This is a genomic window from Amycolatopsis sp. NPDC028719, assembly GCF_055565395.1.
Map to the genome: position 1 here is coordinate 918,441 of NZ_JBVHUL010000004.1, position 17,766 is coordinate 936,206.

Annotated in this window: 13 protein-coding genes; 4 read left to right on the forward strand and 9 right to left on the reverse strand. The window is 71.9% G+C overall.

Translation table 11 applies throughout. The features are described 5' to 3' along the window. Positions 1 to 377 precede the first annotated feature (377 nt). The 7 genes from ACZ4TR_RS22955 to mtrA all read right to left on the reverse strand — a co-directional run bounded on the left by ACZ4TR_RS22955 (position 378) and on the right by mtrA (position 11,211). Entirely contained in the window at positions 378 to 1,556 is a 1,179-nt protein-coding gene (locus tag ACZ4TR_RS22955; protein WP_465288911.1) for a cytochrome P450, read from the reverse strand. A 65-nt stretch (positions 1,557 to 1,621) separates the two neighbouring features. Beyond that, the gene (gene secA / locus ACZ4TR_RS22960) at positions 1,622 to 4,513 is read right to left on the reverse strand and encodes a preprotein translocase subunit SecA (protein ID WP_465288912.1); all 2,892 of its coding nucleotides are present in this window, start codon (positions 4,511 to 4,513) and stop codon (positions 1,622 to 1,624) included. A gap of 206 nt (positions 4,514 to 4,719) precedes the next feature. Further along, complete coding sequence (hpf, locus tag ACZ4TR_RS22965; protein ID WP_465288913.1) at positions 4,720 to 5,406, reverse strand: ribosome hibernation-promoting factor, HPF/YfiA family; 687 nt, start codon at positions 5,404 to 5,406, stop codon at positions 4,720 to 4,722. A gap of 868 nt (positions 5,407 to 6,274) precedes the next feature. Next, positions 6,275 to 6,955 (reverse strand): ComF family protein, encoded by a 681-nt coding sequence (locus ACZ4TR_RS22970; RefSeq protein WP_465288986.1) that lies wholly within the window; start codon positions 6,953 to 6,955, stop codon positions 6,275 to 6,277. A gap of 50 nt (positions 6,956 to 7,005) precedes the next feature. Beyond that, complete coding sequence (locus ACZ4TR_RS22975; RefSeq protein ID WP_465288914.1) at positions 7,006 to 8,739, reverse strand: LpqB family beta-propeller domain-containing protein; 1,734 nt, start codon at positions 8,737 to 8,739, stop codon at positions 7,006 to 7,008. A 59-nt stretch (positions 8,740 to 8,798) separates the two neighbouring features. Beyond that, complete coding sequence (mtrB, locus tag ACZ4TR_RS22980; protein WP_364527086.1) at positions 8,799 to 10,526, reverse strand: MtrAB system histidine kinase MtrB; 1,728 nt, start codon at positions 10,524 to 10,526, stop codon at positions 8,799 to 8,801. A gap of 7 nt (positions 10,527 to 10,533) precedes the next feature. Next, positions 10,534 to 11,211, reverse strand: a complete 678-nt coding sequence (gene mtrA / locus ACZ4TR_RS22985; RefSeq protein WP_005150760.1) for an MtrAB system response regulator MtrA — start codon at positions 11,209 to 11,211, stop codon at positions 10,534 to 10,536. 300 nt (positions 11,212 to 11,511) lie between these two features. Between mtrA and ACZ4TR_RS22990 the strand changes: the two genes are divergently transcribed. Continuing rightward, the gene (locus ACZ4TR_RS22990; RefSeq protein ID WP_465288915.1) at positions 11,512 to 12,336 is read left to right on the forward strand and encodes an IclR family transcriptional regulator; all 825 of its coding nucleotides are present in this window, start codon (positions 11,512 to 11,514) and stop codon (positions 12,334 to 12,336) included. Here the strand turns inward: ACZ4TR_RS22990 and ACZ4TR_RS22995 are convergent. Further along, positions 12,333 to 13,301: a helix-turn-helix transcriptional regulator gene (locus tag ACZ4TR_RS22995; RefSeq protein ID WP_465288916.1), complete on the reverse strand. Its 969-nt coding sequence runs from the start codon at positions 13,299 to 13,301 to the stop codon at positions 12,333 to 12,335. The genes ACZ4TR_RS22990 and ACZ4TR_RS22995 overlap by 4 nt on opposite strands. 64 nt (positions 13,302 to 13,365) lie before the next feature. On the opposite strand from ACZ4TR_RS22995, the gene ACZ4TR_RS23000 reads away from it, so the two are divergent. The 3 genes from ACZ4TR_RS23000 to solA all read left to right on the forward strand — a co-directional run bounded on the left by ACZ4TR_RS23000 (position 13,366) and on the right by solA (position 17,087). Then, positions 13,366 to 13,815, forward strand: a complete 450-nt coding sequence (locus ACZ4TR_RS23000) for a hypothetical protein (RefSeq protein ID WP_465288917.1) — start codon at positions 13,366 to 13,368, stop codon at positions 13,813 to 13,815. Between the two features lie 87 nt (positions 13,816 to 13,902). Then, positions 13,903 to 15,960 carry an FAD-dependent oxidoreductase gene (locus ACZ4TR_RS23005; protein ID WP_465288918.1) on the forward strand — a complete coding sequence of 686 codons (2,058 nt, stop codon included), beginning with the start codon at positions 13,903 to 13,905 and terminating at the stop codon, positions 15,958 to 15,960. Next, positions 15,957 to 17,087 (forward strand): N-methyl-L-tryptophan oxidase, encoded by a 1,131-nt coding sequence (solA, locus tag ACZ4TR_RS23010; protein WP_465288919.1) that lies wholly within the window; start codon positions 15,957 to 15,959, stop codon positions 17,085 to 17,087. Before ACZ4TR_RS23005 ends, solA begins: the two co-directional genes overlap by 4 nt. On the opposite strand, the gene ACZ4TR_RS23015 is transcribed toward solA, so the two are convergent. Beyond that, positions 17,076 to 17,729: a dTMP kinase gene (locus ACZ4TR_RS23015; RefSeq protein WP_465288920.1), complete on the reverse strand. Its 654-nt coding sequence runs from the start codon at positions 17,727 to 17,729 to the stop codon at positions 17,076 to 17,078. The genes solA and ACZ4TR_RS23015 overlap by 12 nt on opposite strands. Between the last annotated feature and the right edge of the window lie 37 nt (positions 17,730 to 17,766).

Genomic DNA, 17,766 nt, shown 5'->3' on the forward strand with positions numbered 1-17,766 from the left:
AGGGGAGACCCGGAGCGCAACATGGGGGGTTTGTGGGAGGGTAGAAGGGCGGGAGGGGGTTGCGGGGGCAGGCCCCCCCCCCCCCCCCGCCGGGTGCGCTGGTCGCCGGGCCGCCGGCCCGTATTCGGTCGGAATCGGACGGACGCGGCCGGGCCGGAGTAGCCGGCCCGGCAGACCCGCTGCCCGGCGGCGGAAGCCGCTGGGCAGCGGGATTCGGTCGAGATCGGACGTCGTGGCTGGGCCAGAATGGCCAAGCCGGCATACCCGCCGCCCGGCGGCGGCGTGAGCCGCCTCCTGGCGGCCCGCTCACCGCCACACCCCGACGGCCCGAGTCTCTGAAGGCCACCATGAGAGCACTGGATGCCTCATGGTGGCCTTCAGAGCACGACCGGGAGCTTCGCCAAGCCGCGCAGGGTCGTCGTCGCCGTCCACTCGGGAGGTTCCGCCGGCCGCATCTCCGGCGCGCGGCGGGCCAGCTCCCGGAACACGATGCGGGCCTCCAGCCTCGCGAGCGGGGCGCCGAGGCAGAAGTGGATTCCCTGGCCGAACGCCAGGTGCCGCCCCGGGGGCCGGAGCGGGTCGAACGACTCCGGGTCCGGGCCCGCCGCCGGGTCGCGGTTGGCCGCTCCGATCAGGACGATCGCCTGGCTGCCCGTCGGCACCGGCAGCCCACCCAAAGCCGTGTCGCGCAACGCTGTCCGGGCCGTCAGCTGGACCGGGGAGTCGTAGCGCAGCACCTCCTCCACCACGCGCTCGGGCGCCGCCGCGCTCAGCCCGTTGTGGCGCAGCATCGCCAGGACCCCGTTGCCGATCAGGTTCGTCGTCGTCTCGTGGCCGGCGATCAGCAGGAGCGTCAGCGTCACCAGCAGCTCGCCCTCGCTGAGCACGTCACCCGCGTCGGACACCGCCACCAGCGCGGACAACAGGTCGTCGCCCGGCTCGTGCCGCCGCTGCTCCGCCAACGAGCGGAAGTAGCCGACGAACGACTGCCGCGCCCGGACCGCCGGCTCGATCGTGTCCGGGTGCTGCAGGAACGGCGGGTCCAGCGCCCGCGCCATCGCGTGCGACCACTCCGCGAAGCGCTCGCGGTCGTCCAGCGGCACGCCGAGCAGCTCCGCGATCACCTCGACCGGCAACGGCTTCGCCAGCGACGTCATCAGGTCGGCCTCGCCCCGCATGCCGTCGACGAGTGACGCGGTGAGCTCCTCGATCCGCGGCGTCAGCCGCTCGACCATCCGCGGTGTGAACGCCTTCGCCGCCAGCCGCCGCAGCCGCGTGTGGTCGGGCGGGTTCAGGGACAGGAACGCCCGGACCACGCGTCCCGATTCGTCGACCGGCTGGTCCGGAAGCCGGTCCGCCGGATCCAGGTACTCCGGTTCGGGGTGCCCGAAGGCCGGGTCGCGCAGCACCTGCGTCGCCTCGGCGAACCCGCTGACCGCGAACATCCGCTCGGCCAGTTCCGCGACCGGGAAGCGCTCGCGCCACCGCCGGTAATGCGGGTACGGATCCGGCCGCCGCCCGGCACCGAACAACGCGAAGAACTCCTGCGGATCCATCAGCTGCTCCCCCTGGCAACAAAACAGGGCCGGGGTGCGCACGCACCCCGGCCCTGTTCACTACGTCAGCGACGCGGGCCCTTCTTGCCCTTCTTCTGGGCGTCACGCTGCGCGGCACGACGGTCCCGGCGGGTTCCCCCGCCGCCACCGCCCGCGGCCTGCGCCCCGCCGTCGGCGTGGGACTCGACCTCGCCGTCCTCGCCCGGGCCGGACAGCGTCACGCCCGACGGCTGGCCACCGCCGCCGAGGCCCTTGCCGCGCAGGGCGGCCGGGACGGACTCGGTGTCGGTCGTCGGCGGCTGCGGCGGCGCCGGCCGCGCGTGCCGGCCTTCCGAGGGCGCTGCCTGGCCGTTGCCCGAAGCGACGCCCGTGGGCAGCGCGGCGGCGTCTTCCGCCGGCGGCGCCTCGGCCCGCTCGACCTGCAGGTTGAACAGGAAGCCGACGGCCTCCTCCTTCAGCGAGTCGAGCATCGCGCGGAACATGTCGAAGCCCTCGCGCTGGTACTCGATCAGCGGGTCGCGCTGCGCGAGCGCCCGCATGCCGATGCCCTGCTTGAGGTAGTCCATCTCGTAGAGGTGCTCGCGCCACTTGCGGTCCAGGACCGTCAGCATCACCTGGTGCTCCAGGGTCCGCATGCCGTCCGGGCCGACGAGCGCGTTGATCTCCGCTTCGCGCTTGTCGTAGGCGTTGCGGGCGTCCTGCACCAGGGCGTCACGCAGGCCCTGCGCGTCGAGGTCGCCGTCCTCCATCAGGTCGTCCCAGTCGATGCTGACCGGGTAGAGCTGCTTCAGGGCCGTCCACAGCTTCTCGTGGTCCCAGTCCTCGGCGTAGCCGTTGGCGGTCGCGCCGTCCACATAGGCGTTGACAACGTCGACGAGCATGCCCTCGATCTGCTCGCGCATGTTCTCGCCGGCCAGGACGCGGTGGCGCTCGGCGTAGATCACCTTGCGCTGCTCGTTCATGACCTCGTCGTACTTGAGGACGTCCTTGCGCTGCTCCATGTTGATCTGCTCGACCTGGGTCTGCGCGCTCTTGATGGCCTTGGAGACCATCTTGTGCTCGATCGGCACGTCGTCGGGCAGCCGCATGGTCGTCATGACGCGCTCGACCATCGTCGCGTTGAAGCGGCGCATGAGCTCGTCACCGAGCGAGAGGTAGAAGCGGGACTCGCCGGGGTCGCCCTGGCGGCCCGACCGGCCGCGGAGCTGGTTGTCGATGCGGCGCGACTCGTGCCGCTCGGTGCCCAGCACGTACAGGCCGCCGGCCTCGCGGACCTCTTCGGCTTCGGCCTTCGACTCCGCCTTGACCTGCTCCAGGACCTCGGGCCACGCGGCCTCGTACTCCTCGGAGTGCTCGACCGGGTCCAGGCCCCGCTCCCGCAGCACCTGGTCGGCGATCAGGTCGGGGTTGCCGCCCAGCACGATGTCGGTACCGCGGCCCGCCATGTTCGTGGCGACCGTGACGGCGCCCTTCTGGCCGGCCCGCGCGACGATCAGCGCCTCGCGGTCGTGGTGCTTCGCGTTCAGCACCTCGTGCGGCACGCTCAGCTTCACCAGCAGCTTCGACAGCCTCTCGGACTTCTCGACGCTCGTCGTGCCGACCAGGACCGGCTGGCCCTTCTCGTGCCGCTCGGCGATGTCCTCGGCGACCGCCTCGTACTTCGCTTCTTCGGTCTTGTAGATCAGGTCCGGCTGGTCGGCGCGGACCATCGGGCGGTTCGTCGGGATCGGCACCACACCCAGCTTGTAGGTCTGGTGGAACTCCGCGGCCTCGGTCTCGGCCGTACCGGTCATGCCGGACAGCTTCTCGTAGAGGCGGAAGTAGTTCTGGAGCGTGATCGTCGCCAGCGTCTGGTTCTCGGCCTTGATCTCGACCTTTTCCTTGGCCTCGATCGCCTGGTGCATGCCCTCGTTGTAGCGGCGGCCGACCAGGATGCGCCCGGTGAACTCGTCGACGATCATGACTTCGCCGTTGCGGACGATGTAGTCCTTGTCCTTGTGGAAGAGCTCCTGGACCTTCAGCGCGTTGTTCAGGTAGCCGACCAGCGGGGTGTTCGCGGCCTCGTAGAGGTTCTCGATGCCGAGCTGGTCCTCGACGAACCGGACGCCCTTCTCGGTGACGGCGACGGTGCGCTTCCGGACGTCGACCTCGTAGTGGTACTTCGAGTTGATCAGGTTCGCCTTCTCGGTGCGCTCCCGCGACCCCATGTTCGTGGTGTCGATGCCGTTCATCAGCGGGGCGAGCCGGGCGAACTCGACGTACCACCGCGACGACTGGTCCGCCGGGCCCGAGATGATCAGCGGCGTCCTGGCCTCGTCGATGAGGATCGAGTCCACCTCGTCGACGACGGCGTAGTAGTGCCCGCGCTGCACGCAGTCGTCGAGGCTCCACGCCATGTTGTCGCGCAGGTAGTCGAAGCCGAACTCGTTGTTCGTGCCGTAGGTGATGTCGGCGTTGTACTGGGCGCGCCGGACCTCCGGCTGCTGCTCCGAAAGGATGACGCCGACCTCGAGGCCGAGGAACCGGTGGATGCGGCCCATCCACTCCGAGTCGCGCTTGGCCAGGTAGTCGTTCGTCGTGACGACGTGGACGCCCTTGCCGGGGATGGCGTTGAGGTAGGCCGGGAGAACGCAGGTCAGCGTCTTGCCCTCACCGGTCTTCATCTCGGCGACCTGACCGAGGTGCAGCGCCGCGCCGCCCATGAGCTGGACGTCGAAGTGACGCTGGCCGAGCACCCGCTTGGCCGCTTCCCGGACGACCGCGAAGGCCTCCGGCAGCAGGTCGTCGAGCGACTCGCCCTCGCCGTTCCGCTTGCGGAACTCATCGGTCTTGGCCCGCAGCTCGGCGTCGGTCAGGTCCTTGACGTCGTCTTCGAGGGTGTTGATGTGATCGGCGATGTTGCGCAGCCGCTTCACCATCTTGCCCTCACCCGCGCGGAGCAGGCGGTTCAGCACCATCCGGTCGACCTCACTAGCTGATCATGAGTGCGCCCGGGCCGGTCCCGGGCAGGTTTTCCCGCGGCGGCCGCCGTGGTCGGCGCCACCGTCCCACCCCATCGTAGGGAACGGCAGGCGTCGTGTGCACACGCCGTAGGTCCTGACGTGCGGATGGCCCGCACGCGAGCCGCGTGCGGGCCATCCGGCAGGCCTCCTTCAGTGCCGGCTCAGCCGAGCCGGATCACGCCGTAGTCGAAGCCTTTCCGCCGGTAGACCACGCTGGGCCGGCCCGCGTCCGAGTCGTTGAAGAGGTAGAAGTCGTGGCCGACCAGCTCCATCTCGTAGAGAGCCTGGTCCACCGTCATGGGCTCCGCGGTGTGCTGCTTCTCGCGAACGACGCGACCGGGCTGGTGACCGAGGTCGTCGTCGGCCCAGCTCTGCTGCTGGGGCAGATGGATCTCTCCCGCACTCGCGAAGCCGTTCGTCTGCGGTTCGGCTTCGGGTGCTTCCAACACCGCGGTACGCGCGGCGGGACTGGCTGCGGCCGGGGATCCACCACTCGGCAGCACCGAGGTCGCTTCGGCGACCGATTCCGGGCGGCTGCGCCCGTAGTGCACGCGCCTCCGGTCGTGTGTCCTCCGCAGCCGGTTTTCCAGCTTGGTGACTGCGGAATCGAGCGCTGCGTAGAAGTCGGCGGCACACGCTTCAGCGCGTACGGCCGGGCCACGCCCCTTTCCGGTGATTTCGACGCGCTGGCAGCTCTTGGCCTGACGCCGATTGGGTTCGTGGAACAGTTCCACGTCGTACCGGATGACTTTCCTGTCGTAGCGCTCGAGGCGGGCCAGCTTTTCGCTGACGAGTGCCCGATAGTGCTCGGGCACCTCTACGTTGCGGCCCTTAACGACGATGTCCATACACGACCTCCCTCGCTGAGATGACTGCGAGCTGTTGAGTTCACACACGGCGCCGGTGTAGCGGGGACGGAAGCCCGGATCGCGGGCTGAGAAGGAACTCGGGAACGGTTCACGACGTCTCGTGCCGGGAGCCCGAGCGCGGACTCAGCGCACCTCCGGCGCCAGGGACATGGGCTCGTCACCTCCCTGCCTGCGGGGATTGCTGATAGCGGAGCACGTTAGCTTCCTCACGCCCGTTGCAACAGCCCCCGAGCCGGGGGATGTCGAGGAATGAGACTCCGTCACCCCGCGCAGTGAGCGGAGGGTGAACACCAGAAAACTCCCGCTGGTCGGACGCGGCGCGATCGCCGCGGGTTCACACGGACGGCGCAGCGCCGCCGGCTGGTGGACGCCGAGGGTGACGGCCACGTCCGCCGCATCCGCCACCCCGGTGGAGTGGCGCGGCGGCCGAGTGTTGGTGATCGACACCCTCATGCCCGGACAACGGCCGCGGGGCTGGTTGCGTTCCCGGCGGATGTCACTCGTGTAGGTGACGTTGGGGTCACCCGGGTGCGGGGTGAGGCCGGGGGCGCGGGCGCGGTGGTGGGTTTGCGGTGGTCGGCGCGGCTGTGCGCGAGCAGGGACGGCCTGCCACACCGACGAGTGAAGCCGGGCGGCAGCCGCGGCAGTGCCGCGGCCTGCGGTGGGCAGAACCGCTGCAGCCGTCTCGCGGAACCGCTGCAGCCGAGGCCGGTGGCACGGATGGCAGCGGCGGGCTACCTCGTCGACTGGCGGCGGGAGTCCTCCAGCGCGGGTTCGGGCACTGCTGAGCCATGCCGGATACCGAGCAGCGCCGGAGCCGGCGCCCGCGCGGTAAAGGCGCCACGAATCACCCGGCCGCGAGCAGCGTCAGCACCGCGGCGACCTCGATTCCCTCCCCCTCCAAAGCTCGCACGCAAGCGGCCGCCGTAGCCCCGGTCGTGATCACGTCGTCCAGCACCACCACCGGGAATCCCGGCGGTGGACGCCCCGCTTCGCGGAACCGCAGCCGGCCCGCGAGGTTGGCCGCCCGCTCCGCGCGATCCAGGCCGACCGCGTCACGCGCGCCGCCCGTCAGCTCCAGGGCCGGGGCCACCGCGACTTCGAAACCCCACCCCGCCAGGACGCTCGCCGCCGCGGCGGCCAGGCGCTCCACGTGGGGGCCGCCGCGTACCCGGGCCGCCGATCGACGGCTCGGGGCCGGCACCAGGCAAACCGCCCGAGCCCGCGCGGAATCCGAACCATTCCGGGCACCTGCGAAAGCGCGCGGCGGCAGGACGACCAGCGCCTCCGCCAACGCCCGCCCCAGGGATGCGGCCAGATCCCGGCGCCCGCGTTCCTTGTAGGCGATCAGCAACCGCCGCGCCACGCCGCGGTACCGGGCCAGTGCGAACACCCGCGCCACCCCGGCCACCGGGACCCGGACGACCTCGGACACCGAACTCCACACCCCCGCGCACCGGGCGCAACACGGCGCTCCGCGGGCCCCGCAGCCGGCGCACCGGGCGGGGATCAGCAAATCGAGCAGCAGCACACGGACAGTGTCCCCACCACCACCGACAGTTTCCGAAACCGGCCTGATCAGCCCGGGTAGAACGGATCCGCGTCCTTCATCGAGTGGGCCTGCGGCCGCCACACCTCACCCAGCGCCGACGCCACCCACAGCCCGTTCGCGTCCGCCACCACGATCGCGCGGCTCGGCGCCGCCGTCACGCCGTGGACCTGGGGCGTCAGGTTGGAGCTGTTGAACGCGTCCATCCGCTGCCCGTCCACGGTCACGCGGACCACCGGCTGGGACGGCGACCTCGTCGCCACCACCAGCATGTCCTGGGCCACCCAGTCCACGTCGACCACGTCGTTGAGGTCGTGCGGCTGCAGCAGCCGCGGCTCGCGCAGGGCCACCGAATCGCCGGTGCCGACCACCGACGCCACCCACAGCTGCCCCTTCACCACCGCCGCCACCCGGGCGCCGTCGCGGGAGAACCGCAACTCCGTGATGTCACCCTGCTGGGTGAGGTCCGTCGCGTTGACCACCAGCGCCGTCCACTGGTTGTCCTGGTTCACCACCATCCGGCCCACCGACGTGTGGTCGACCACCGTCCACACCTCACCGGTGCCCGGCCGCCACGTCGGCCGGCTCAACGTCGACCCGGCCAGGCCCGCCGGCGGCAGGTCGTGTCCCAGGTCGCCGATGCGGAGCCGGACCCGGCCGCTGTCGCGCTCCACGACCGCCAGGCGCTTCCCGTCGATCGACTGGGCCGCGCTCACGACGTCGTAGCCGCCGTTGCCCGCCGGGCCCCCGACCGGGGCACCGTCACTCAGGGACCGCACCCGGCCGTCCACCGTCATCAGGCCCTGCAGCACCAGGTTCGGCGACAGGTTCGCGCCGTAGGAGGGCAGGTCGTTCGACCGCCAGTCCGGGTGGTTCGCGACCAGCGGGGCGCCGTCGGCGAGGATCCGGATCCGCGCCGACGTCACGTACTGCAGCGTGAGGACGATCTGCGCGGCGATCAGGTTCCGGATGTCGTCGGCGACCCCGGACAGCCCGGTCAGCGGCACCAGCAGCGTCCCGTCGTCGAGGCTCTTGACGTTCGTGTCGATCTCCACCGGCTCGCCGAGCAGGTTCTTCACCGACCCGGCCAGGCTCGTCGACGGCCCGTTGACCAGCAGGTACATCACCCGGCTCGGCAACCCGGACTGCGGCTTCGCGACGACGTAACGCCGGTCGGGGACGAACGTGGCCGACTGCTCCGAGTAGAAGTTCACCGGCACCGCGGTGTAGTTCTCGCTGAAGTCGGACTCGGTCGCGTACAGGTCCGGCGGCGGGTCGACGATCCGCCACTGGCCGTTCGCCTGCTTGCGAACCTTGATCTTGAGCGCCGCCGGGCTGTAGTCCGGCACGAACGCGCTGTTCTGGTCGAGCGTGCCGATGTCGATCCCGCGCACGTTGACCACGAGGGTGTTCGGGTCCGGCTGCGGAGCCGGGTCGTAGACCGTGCCGAAGGTGTCCTGGATGATCGTCAGGCTTCGGCTCGGGCGCCAGTTCGCCCGGCCCTGCTCGTCGAGGTACGCGCGGGCGGCGGCGTTGTTCTGGCCCGGCTTCAGGGTCGCGCCGACGAAGTCGCGCACGAGGGTGAGCGGGTCGCTGTTGGGCTTCGGTTCCGGCACGACGTCACCCGAGCCCTGGCCCTGGCGTTCGCCGGAGACGACGACGGGCTGCGACTCCAGCGGCACGTTCGCACAGCCGGCGACCAGCGCCAGGCACAGCGCCACAGGCAGCAGCAGCCGCCTGCCCCTCCGCAAACCCTGTGCCAACCGGGGCTCCGCCCCGGGCCGGGGGCTCCGCCACCCGGACCCCCGAAAAGCGTGATGTGTCACTGACCGATTTCCTCACGTTCCGCGAAGATCGCCTCGGGCGCCGGCGTGATCTCGATCAGCCCGAGGGGCACCTCGGCGGCCACGCGGTCGGGCGGCGGCAGCGCCAGCGGCGGGTCGCCGACGGGCACGTCCTGCCGGCGCGGCAGCACGAGCCGGAAGCACGCGCCGTCGCCGGGCTCGCCCCACGCGTCGAGCTCGCCGCCGTGCAGGCGCGCGTCCTCCTGGCTGATCGCCAGGCCGAGCCCGGTGCCGCCGGTGCGCCGGTTGCGCGACGGGTCGGCGCGCCAGAACCGGTTGAACACCAGGTCGGCCTCGCCGGGCCGCAGGCCGACGCCGTGGTCCCGGACGGTCACCGCGACCGCGGTCTCGTTGGCCCCGACGGTGAGCACCACCGGCCGGCCTTCGCTGTGGTCGACGGCGTTGCCGAGCAGGTTGCGCAGGATCCGCTCGACGCGCCGGGCGTCGACTTCGGCGATGACCTCCTCGTCGGGCAGCACGAGCTCCACCGAACTGCCCGCGTTGCCGGCGATCACCCGCACCTGCTCGACCGCGCGGGTGGCGATCGGGCGGACGTCGATGAACTCCGCCGACAGGTCTTCGACACCGGCGTCGAGCCTGCTGATCTCCAGCAGGTCGCCGAGCAGCGACTCGAACCGGTCGAGCTCGTCGACCAGCAGCTCGGTCGAGCGCGCGAGCCCGGCCGGGAACTGCTCGCGCGACGCGTGCAGCACGTCCGCGGCCATCCGGACGGTCGTCAGCGGCGTGCGCAGCTCGTGCGAGACGTCGGAGGTGAACCGGCGCTGCAGCCCGCCGAAGTCCTCGAGCTGGCGGATCTGACGCTGGATGCTCGCGGCCATCCCGTTGTAGGACACCGCGAGCTTCGCCAGGTCGTCCTCGCCGAGCACGGTGAGGCGCTGGTCGAGATCGCCGCCGGCGAACTGCTCGGCCGCCGCGGCGGCCTGCCGGACCGGCCGGACCACCTGCCGCGTCACCAGGTTCGTGATCCCCGCGAGCAGGAGCAGCAGCACCAGCCCGCCGACCAGCAGCGTGTTCTGCACGGTCGCGACGGTGTTCTGCTCGGTCGTCAGCGGGAACAGCAGGTAGAGCTGCAGCGGGCTGGCGACGGTGTTGAGCGGCGTGCCGACGATCAGGTACGTGGTGCGCCCGCCGTCGGTGTCGCTGACCGTGTGCTCGAGCCAGCTCATCTCGTTGGCTTCGACGAACTGGCGCAGCCGCGGCGGCACGTTCTGGAACGGCCCGGCCGACGTGGGTTCCTTGCCGGACTGGTCGTGGCCGCCGCTGGCCAGCACCGGGACGAACGTGCCGGCCGCCGAGCCGGCCGCGTCCTGGCTGGTCGGCGTGATCGCGATCTTCTTGAGCGCGTTCTGGAGGCGGCCGGTCATCGCCTCGTCCGTCTCGCCGCCGAGGCCGACGAGCTCGCCGGCGGCGGTGTCCGCAGCCGCGCGGGTCTGCGCGAAGGCCGCTTCGCGCTTGGTGTCCAGCAGGCGCTCGGTGATCTGGTTCTGCAGCACCATGCCGAGCACGAAGACCACGGCCGAGGACAGCGCGAGCGTCGAGATGGTGACGCGGAACTGCAGCGAGTGCTTCCACAGCTCGTTGAACGCAACCGCGCGACGGCGCGCGAAAACGACGACACGCCGCACCAGGCGTGCCGTCGAACGCGCGAACGCGGGGAGCCGTCTACCGGTCTCCGTGGTGGTCATCGACTCCTCACGGTGGGCCGGCCTTGTACCCGACACCGCGAACGGTCAACACCACCTCGGGGTGTTCCGGGTCCTTCTCCACCTTGGAACGCAGCCGCTGGACGTGCACGTTCACCAGGCGGGTGTCCGCCGCGTGCCGGTAGCCCCACACCTGCTCGAGCAGCACCTCGCGGGTGAACACCTGGCGCGGCTTGCGGGCCAGCGCCACCAGCAGGTCGAACTCCAGCGGGGTCAGCGGGATGGCCTTGCCCTCGCGCGTGACCTCGTGGCCCGGCACGTCGATCGCCAGATCGCCGATGGTGAGCGACTCCGCGGGTTCGGCCTCGGTGCGGCGCATCCGGGCCCGGACCCGCGCGACCAGCTCCTTCGGCTTGAACGGCTTGACGACGTAGTCGTCCGCGCCGGACTCCAGGCCGAGGACGATGTCGACGGTGTCGCTCTTGGCGGTGAGCATGACGATCGGCACCCCGGACTCGGCGCGGATCGCCTTGCAGACGTCGATCCCGTTCATCCCGGGCAGCATCAGGTCGAGCAGGACGAGGTCGGGTTTCAGCTCGCGCAACGCGGGCAGCGCGCGCGAACCGTCGGCGACCACGGCCGTGTCGAACCCCTCCCCACGGAGCACGATGGTGAGCATCTCCGCGAGGGCGGGGTCGTCATCGACCACGAGAACACGTGCCTTCATGTCCACATATTCGCACTAGTTCCGGCGGCCGGACGCGCGACCCGCGTGTTTGACCACCAGAAAGATCAAGATCGCGACCGGCGCCTGCTCCATCCGGGTGCCCCCGGACGGTTCAGGAGACGGCCGGGACAGGTGCGTCGACGTGCCAGTGAGGCGTCCTGGTGGGTCGGGTGCCGGTGCCGGTGCCGTCGACGGCGAAGGAGCCGTCCTCGGTGTGGAACACGGACTCCGGCGGCGGCCGCGTCAAGAGATTCGCCCACTCAGCCGATAGGACCGGCACAAAACGGATAGTGTTGCGCTATGCGGAACCAGGACTCTGCTGACGCAACCTCGGCGGGAAAGCGGGCCTCGGCCGGCGGCAACGCGACCCCAAGCCAGGTGCAGTCGGTCGACCGGGCCATCAGCGTGCTGGAGCTGCTCGCCCGCAACGGCGAGACCGGCATCACCGAGATCGCGGGCGAGCTGGGCGTCCACAAGTCGACGGCGTCGCGGCTGCTCAGCGTCCTGGAGTCCAGAGGCCTCGTCGAGCAGCTCGGCGACCGCGGGAAGTACGCGATCGGGTTCGGCATCGTGCGGCTGGCCGGCGCCGCGACCGGCCGGATGGACCTGGCCAAGCTCGGCCGCGCCAGCTGCCTCTCGCTCGCCGAGGAGCTGGGCGAGACGGTGAACATCGCCATCGCCGACGACGGCGTCGCGATCAACATCAGCCAGGCGCGCGGCTCGGCGGCGATCACGACGCAGAACTGGACGGGCCAGCGCACGCCGCTGCACGCGACCTCCAGCGGCAAGATCCTCTTGGCGTACATGGCCGAAACCGAACGCAAGCGCGTGCTGAAGCGGAAGCTCGAGCAGTACACGCCCCGCACGACGGTCGAGCCGGACGAGCTGTTGACCGAGCTGGAACGGGTGCTCGAAGACGGCTTCGCGGCCTGCTACGAAGAACTCGAGCTCGGCATGCACGCGGTCGCCGTGCCGATCCACGGCCCGGGCGGCGACGTCGTCGCGGCGATGAGCGCTTCGGGCCCGTCGTACCGGCTTTCGAAGCAGCGGGTGAAGCAGATCGTGCGGCCGATGACCGAGGCGGCGGACGACCTTTCCGCGCAGCTGGGCTACTTCAGGGACTAGGGGTACAGCCGCGCCATCGCGCGGATCGTGTTTCCCATGTGGGCCACCAGTTCCGGGGGCTCGAGCACCTGCGCGTCCGCGCCGAGCCGCAGCAGCCCCGCGGCCGCGTGGGGCACGTTCTCCAGCGGCACGCGGGCGCGGCGCCACCCCGCGTCGTCCTCGGGTTCGAGCGTGCGGGAGACGAGCCGGGCCGCCCGCGGGCCGAGGATGTCGGGCAGGGCGGCGATTCCGGCCGCCGAGAGCCGCACGACGGCCGTCTCGCCGGCTTCGCCCTCCTCGTAGCTTTCGACGTTCGCGCGCCAGAAATCCGCCAGGTCGAACCCCGCCGGCCGGGTGAAGCGCTCGTCGAGCGTCCGCAGCTCCTCGATGTTCCCGACGCGGTAGGTGCGCACCTTCGGCCCGGCGACGAGGTACCAGACACCGGCCTTGAGCACGAGGCCGAGCGGGTGCAGCCGCCGCGTCACCACGCCGGGCGCCGGTGACCAGCGCCGGTAGGAGACCTCGACGACCTGGTCCTGCCACAGCGCTTCCGCCGCCGCGAGCAGCTGCGGCACCGGGTCGGCCTCGCGGTACCAGCCGGGCGCGTCGAGGTGGAAGCGCTGCCGGATCCGCACCGACGCGTCCCGGTACGGCGTCGGCAGCGCGGCCATCAGCTTCAGCTCGGCCGCGGCCACCTGGGCGCCCAGGCCCAGCTCCGCGGCCGGTTGCGGCAGGCCGGTGAGGAACAGCGACCCGGCCTCGCCTGCGGTCAGCCCGGTCAGCCGGGTGCGGTAGCCGTCCATCAGCTGGTAGCCGCCGTCGGGACCGGTCTCGGCGTAGATCGGGACGCCCGCGGCCGCGAGCGCCTCGACGTCGCGGTACACGGTCCGCGGGGTCACGCCGAGCTCGGCGGCCAGCTTCGAAGCGCTCATCTGGCCGCGGTTCTGCAGCAGCAGAAGCAGGGACACCAGCCGGCTCGCACGCACCCGGCGAAGTCTGCCGGCCACCACTGACAGAAGGTGTCAGTGGCAGCCACCCAAGATCACCGCCATGAACGACTTCGACTTCCTCATCGGCTCCTGGACCGTGACCAACCGGCGGCTCGGCAAGCTGCTCGCCGGCAGCGACGACTGGGCCGTCTTCCCCGGCACGACGACCTGCTGGTCGCTCTTCGAAGGCGGCGGCAACATGGACGAGATCGTCTTCCCGACCCTCGGCGGCCGCGGCTGCACCCTCCGGCTCTTCGACGTCGAACGCGAAGAGTGGTCGCTGTACTGGGCCAACAGCCGGACCGGGCTGCTCCAGCCGCCGGTCACCGGCACCTTCACCGGCGACCGCGGCGACTTCCACGGCGAAGACACCCACGACGGCGTGCCTGTGAAGGTGCACTACGCCTGGACCGGCACGACCACGTCCTCGCCGCGGTGGGAGCAGGAGTTCTCCGCCGACGGCGGGCGGACCTGGGAATCGAACTGGGTCATGGACTTCGCCCGCGCCTGAGCGGGCACCTCTTCGGGCGCTTGACACCGCGTCGCGCATAACGCACGTTGTTGCCGAAGGCGCAACTTCGTCGCCCGGAGGAACACGATGGCAGCACGGCCCCGGGTGGTCGTCGCCGGTGGCGGCCTGCTCGGCTGCGCGCTGGCCGACGAGCTGACCGAACGCGGCTGGACCGACGTCACGGTCCTGGGCGGCGGCGAGGCGGACGAGGGGCCGGGGCTGCTGTTCCGGACCGACGCGGACCGCACGCTGACCGAGTTCGCGAAGTACACCGCCGCGAAGTACGGCGGCCTCGACGGCCAGTGGTGCTTCAACCCGGTGGGCAGCCTGGACCTCGCGACCACGCCCGAGCGGCTCGCGGACCTGCGGCGGCGCCACGGCTGGGCGACGTCGTGGGGCGTGCGCGGCTTCCTGCGCACGCCCCGCGAGTGCGCCGACCTGCACCCGCTCCTCGACGAAACCCGGCTGCTGGGCGGCTTCCACGTCCCCGGTGACGGCCTGCTGCACGGGCGGCGTGCGGCCGAAGCCCAGGCCCGGCGGGCGAAGGCGCGGGGCGCGCGGTTCACCGCCGAGGAGGTCGTGACGGTCGAGCGGGCCGGCGGCCGCGTCACCGGCGTCGTCACCGCGGCCGGGCGGGTGCGGGCCGACGTCGTCGTCTTCTGCGACGGCTCGGACGGGCTCGCCCTGCCCGAAGCGCCGCTGCGGCTGCGGTACACGCGGTCGTCGCCGCTGCCGGAACTGGCCGGGCACAACGACGAGCACGTCCAGGCGGGCAAACCGGTGCTGCGCGACCTCGGCACCGGGCTGACCGTCCGCGAGCACGTCGACCGGCTCGGCGTCGGCGGCCCGTGGGAGCCGGCGGTCGCGCTCCTGCCCGCACTCCGGGACGCCGAAGCCGGGGCCACGACGACGATCTTGCTGCCCGGCACCCCCGACGGGATGCCGCTGCTGGGCGAACACCCGGAGATCGACGGCTTCTGGGTGGCGAAGGCCGTCCGCGCGGAGCACTCCGCCGGGGTCGCGCGCGAGCTGGCCCGCTGGCTCGTCGACGGGCAGCCGGCCCTCGCGCTGCACGGCTGCGACCTCGCCCGGTTCGCGCCGTCGGCCCGGTTCACCGCGGCGCCGGTGCGGACCGGGCCCTTCCACGAGCGGCAGCTCGCGCTGGGCACGCAGTTCGGTTCGGCGGACGGCTGGGCGCGGCCGGAGCGGTACTCGTCCGAGGCCCGCGCGGAAGCGCTCGTGACCCGCGAGCGCGTCGCGATGTTCGACCTGACGTCCGTGCCGCGGCTGGCCGTCACCGGCCCCGGCGCGCTGCCGTTCCTGCACACCATGACGACCGGCGATCTCGCGAAACCACCGGGCACGGTCACGGAAACGCTGCTGCTCGGCGAAGACGGCGGGGTGCGCGGCCGGCTCACCGTGGCCCGCCTCGGTGACGACCGGTTCCACGTCGGCGCCGGCGGCCGTCTCGACTTCGCCTGGCTGCGGCGGCACCTGCCGGGCGACGGCAGCGTCCAAGTCCACGAAACGACGTCGGGCACGTGCTGCGCCGGCGTCTGGGGTCCGCTCGCCGGGGAACTGCTGCCGGAACTGTCCACGACGGACTTCCCGGCCGAGGAGACGTACGTCGGCGACGTCCCGGTCGTCGCGCTGCGGCTGTCCACTGTGGGTGAGCCCGGCTGGGAACTGCACACGACGGCGGACCTCGGCCGCCGCCTGTGGGACACCTTGCGCGAACGGGACATCGCCGTCGCCGACCACCAGGCGTTCACCAGCTTGCGGCTGGAAGCCGGCACGCCCGTCGCCGGCGTGGACTTCACCACCGAGCACGACCCCTACGAAGCCGGGCTCGGCGACGCCGTCCACCGGGACAAGGGCTACTTCCTCGGCCGGGACGCGCTGACGGGCCGGTCCCCGGCGACCGTGAGCCGCCGGCTGACCCGGCTGACGACCGGGAAAGTGCTGCAGGGCAAGGAACCCGTGTACGTCGAAGGGCGCGCGGCCGGGTACGTCACCAGCGCCGGGTACGGCCACACCGTGAGTCAGGCTCTCGCCTTCGCCTGGCTCCCGGTGGAGCACAGCGGATCCGGGACACCGGTGGAGATCGAGTTCTACGGCGAGCGCGTGCCGGGGAGGGTCGCATGACGCACTACGACGTGATCGTGCTCGGCCTCGGCGGGATGGGCAGCGCCGCGGCGTACCGGCTGGCGCGGCGCGGGCAGCGGGTGCTCGGCATCGACCAGTTCGCGCCGGTGCACAACCGCGGGTCGAGCCACGGCGGTTCGCGGATCACGCGCCAGGCGTACCTCGAAGGCCCCGAGTACGTCCCGCTCCTGCTGCGCGCCCACGAGCTGTGGGAGGGCCTCGAGCGCGACAGCGGGCGGCGGCTGTTCACCCGCTGCGGCGGGATCATGGTCGGCACGGCCGGCTCGCGCACGATCACCGGCAGCCTGGCTTCGGCTCGCGCGTTCGGTATCCCGCACGAGCTCCTGGACGCTCCCGCGATCCGGCGGCGGTTCCCGACCTTGGCGCCATCGAGCGATGAAGTCGCGCTGTACGAGCCCGGCGCGGGGCTGGTGTCGCCCGAGGGCAGCGTTGCCGCGCACCTGCAGCTCGCCGCGCGGTGCGGCGCCGAGCTGCACCACGAGGAGAAGGTGTTCACCTGGAGCACGCTGGCCGGCGGCGTGCGCGTCGGGACGTCGCACAGCTACTACACGGCCGACCGGCTGGTGCTCGCGCCCGGCGCGTGGGCCGGCGAGCTGCTGCGCGATTTCGGCGTGGAGTTCACGGTCCGGCGGCAGGTGCAGTACTGGTTCGCGCCGGCGGGCGGGGTCGCGCCGTTCCGGCGGCACCCGGTGTACCTCTGGGAAGGCGACGGCTACACGTTCTACGGCTTCCCGGCGCACAACGCGCCCGCGGACGGCGTGAAGGTCGCGTTCCACACCGGCGGCCGTGAGTGCACCCCGGACGGCATCGACCGGACGGTGTCGGTCGAGGAGGTCCTCGAGATCTCGTCCGTCGTCGAACGGCACCTGCCGACGCTGCCCGGCGCGTTCCTCCGCGCGGCGACGTGCATGTACACCGACACGGCCGACGAGAGCTTCGTCGTGGCACCGCACCCGGAAGAGGAACGGGTGGTGCTGGCGTGCGGGTTCTCCGGTCACGGGTTCAAGTTCGCGCCGGTGATCGGCGAGATCGTCGCGGACCTGGTGGTCGACGGCACGACGGCCCACCCGATCGCGAGGTTCGACCCGGCGCGGCTACTGAGCTAGCAGCGTCTTCGCGAGTGCTTCGAGGTCGACGCCCGCGACGCCGTCCAGGACGTGCCACGGCGCCAGCCAGCCCGACGCCGCCAGCTCGTCGTACACCGCCGCGCACCGGCGCTGGAGCCCGTCGTCGGTCTCGAACGCGTCGCGCTCGCGGCCGGTCCCCGCCTCCGCGCGCCGTTCCGCCCGCTCGGCCGCCACCGCCGGCGCCACCCGCAGCAGCAGGTGCGCGTCGGGGCGGGGCAGGCCGAACCGCCCGATCTCCAGCTCCCACACCCACTTCACGACTTCGCCGGCCGCGTCCTGCCGCAACCGCGCGGCCGCGTACGCGGCGTTGGACGCCACGTAACGGTCGAGCAGGACGACGTCGTGCGTGTCCCGGAGTGCGCGGATGTCGTCCGCCGCGCCGCTGCGGTCGAGCGCGTAGAGCACGGCCATGCCGTACACCGAGTCCGCGAGGTCGCCGTGCCCGCGGTGCAGCGCCTCCTTGACGAGGTCGGCGTGCACGCTCTCGCCGTAGCGCGGGAACGCCAGCTTCGCGACGCTCGCGCCGTTCGCGCCCAGCGCGTCCGTCAGCCCGTCGGCGAGCGTGCGCTTGCCCGCGCCGTCGAGCCCTTCGATGACCACCAGTCGACCCACGGAGGCCACCCTAACGGTGGTGGACCGGCGGGCTCGGTGGAAGGTG

Excerpts from the sequence above, each read along its gene's own strand:
- ACZ4TR_RS22955 (WP_465288911.1), bottom strand. The coding sequence starts at position 1,556 with ATGGATCCGCAGGAGTTCTTCGCGTTGTTCGGTGCCGGGCGGCGGCCG.
- secA (WP_465288912.1), bottom strand. The coding sequence starts at position 4,513 with ATGGTGCTGAACCGCCTGCTCCGCGCGGGTGAGGGCAAGATGGTGAAG.
- hpf (WP_465288913.1), bottom strand. The coding sequence starts at position 5,406 with ATGGACATCGTCGTTAAGGGCCGCAACGTAGAGGTGCCCGAGCACTAT.
- mtrB (WP_364527086.1), bottom strand. The coding sequence starts at position 10,526 with ATGACCACCACGGAGACCGGTAGACGGCTCCCCGCGTTCGCGCGTTCG.
- mtrA (WP_005150760.1), bottom strand. The coding sequence starts at position 11,211 with ATGAAGGCACGTGTTCTCGTGGTCGATGACGACCCCGCCCTCGCGGAG.
- ACZ4TR_RS22990 (WP_465288915.1), top strand. The coding sequence starts at position 11,512 with ATGCGGAACCAGGACTCTGCTGACGCAACCTCGGCGGGAAAGCGGGCC.
- ACZ4TR_RS23000 (WP_465288917.1), top strand. The coding sequence starts at position 13,366 with ATGAACGACTTCGACTTCCTCATCGGCTCCTGGACCGTGACCAACCGG.
- ACZ4TR_RS23005 (WP_465288918.1), top strand. The coding sequence starts at position 13,903 with ATGGCAGCACGGCCCCGGGTGGTCGTCGCCGGTGGCGGCCTGCTCGGC.
- solA (WP_465288919.1), top strand. The coding sequence starts at position 15,957 with ATGACGCACTACGACGTGATCGTGCTCGGCCTCGGCGGGATGGGCAGC.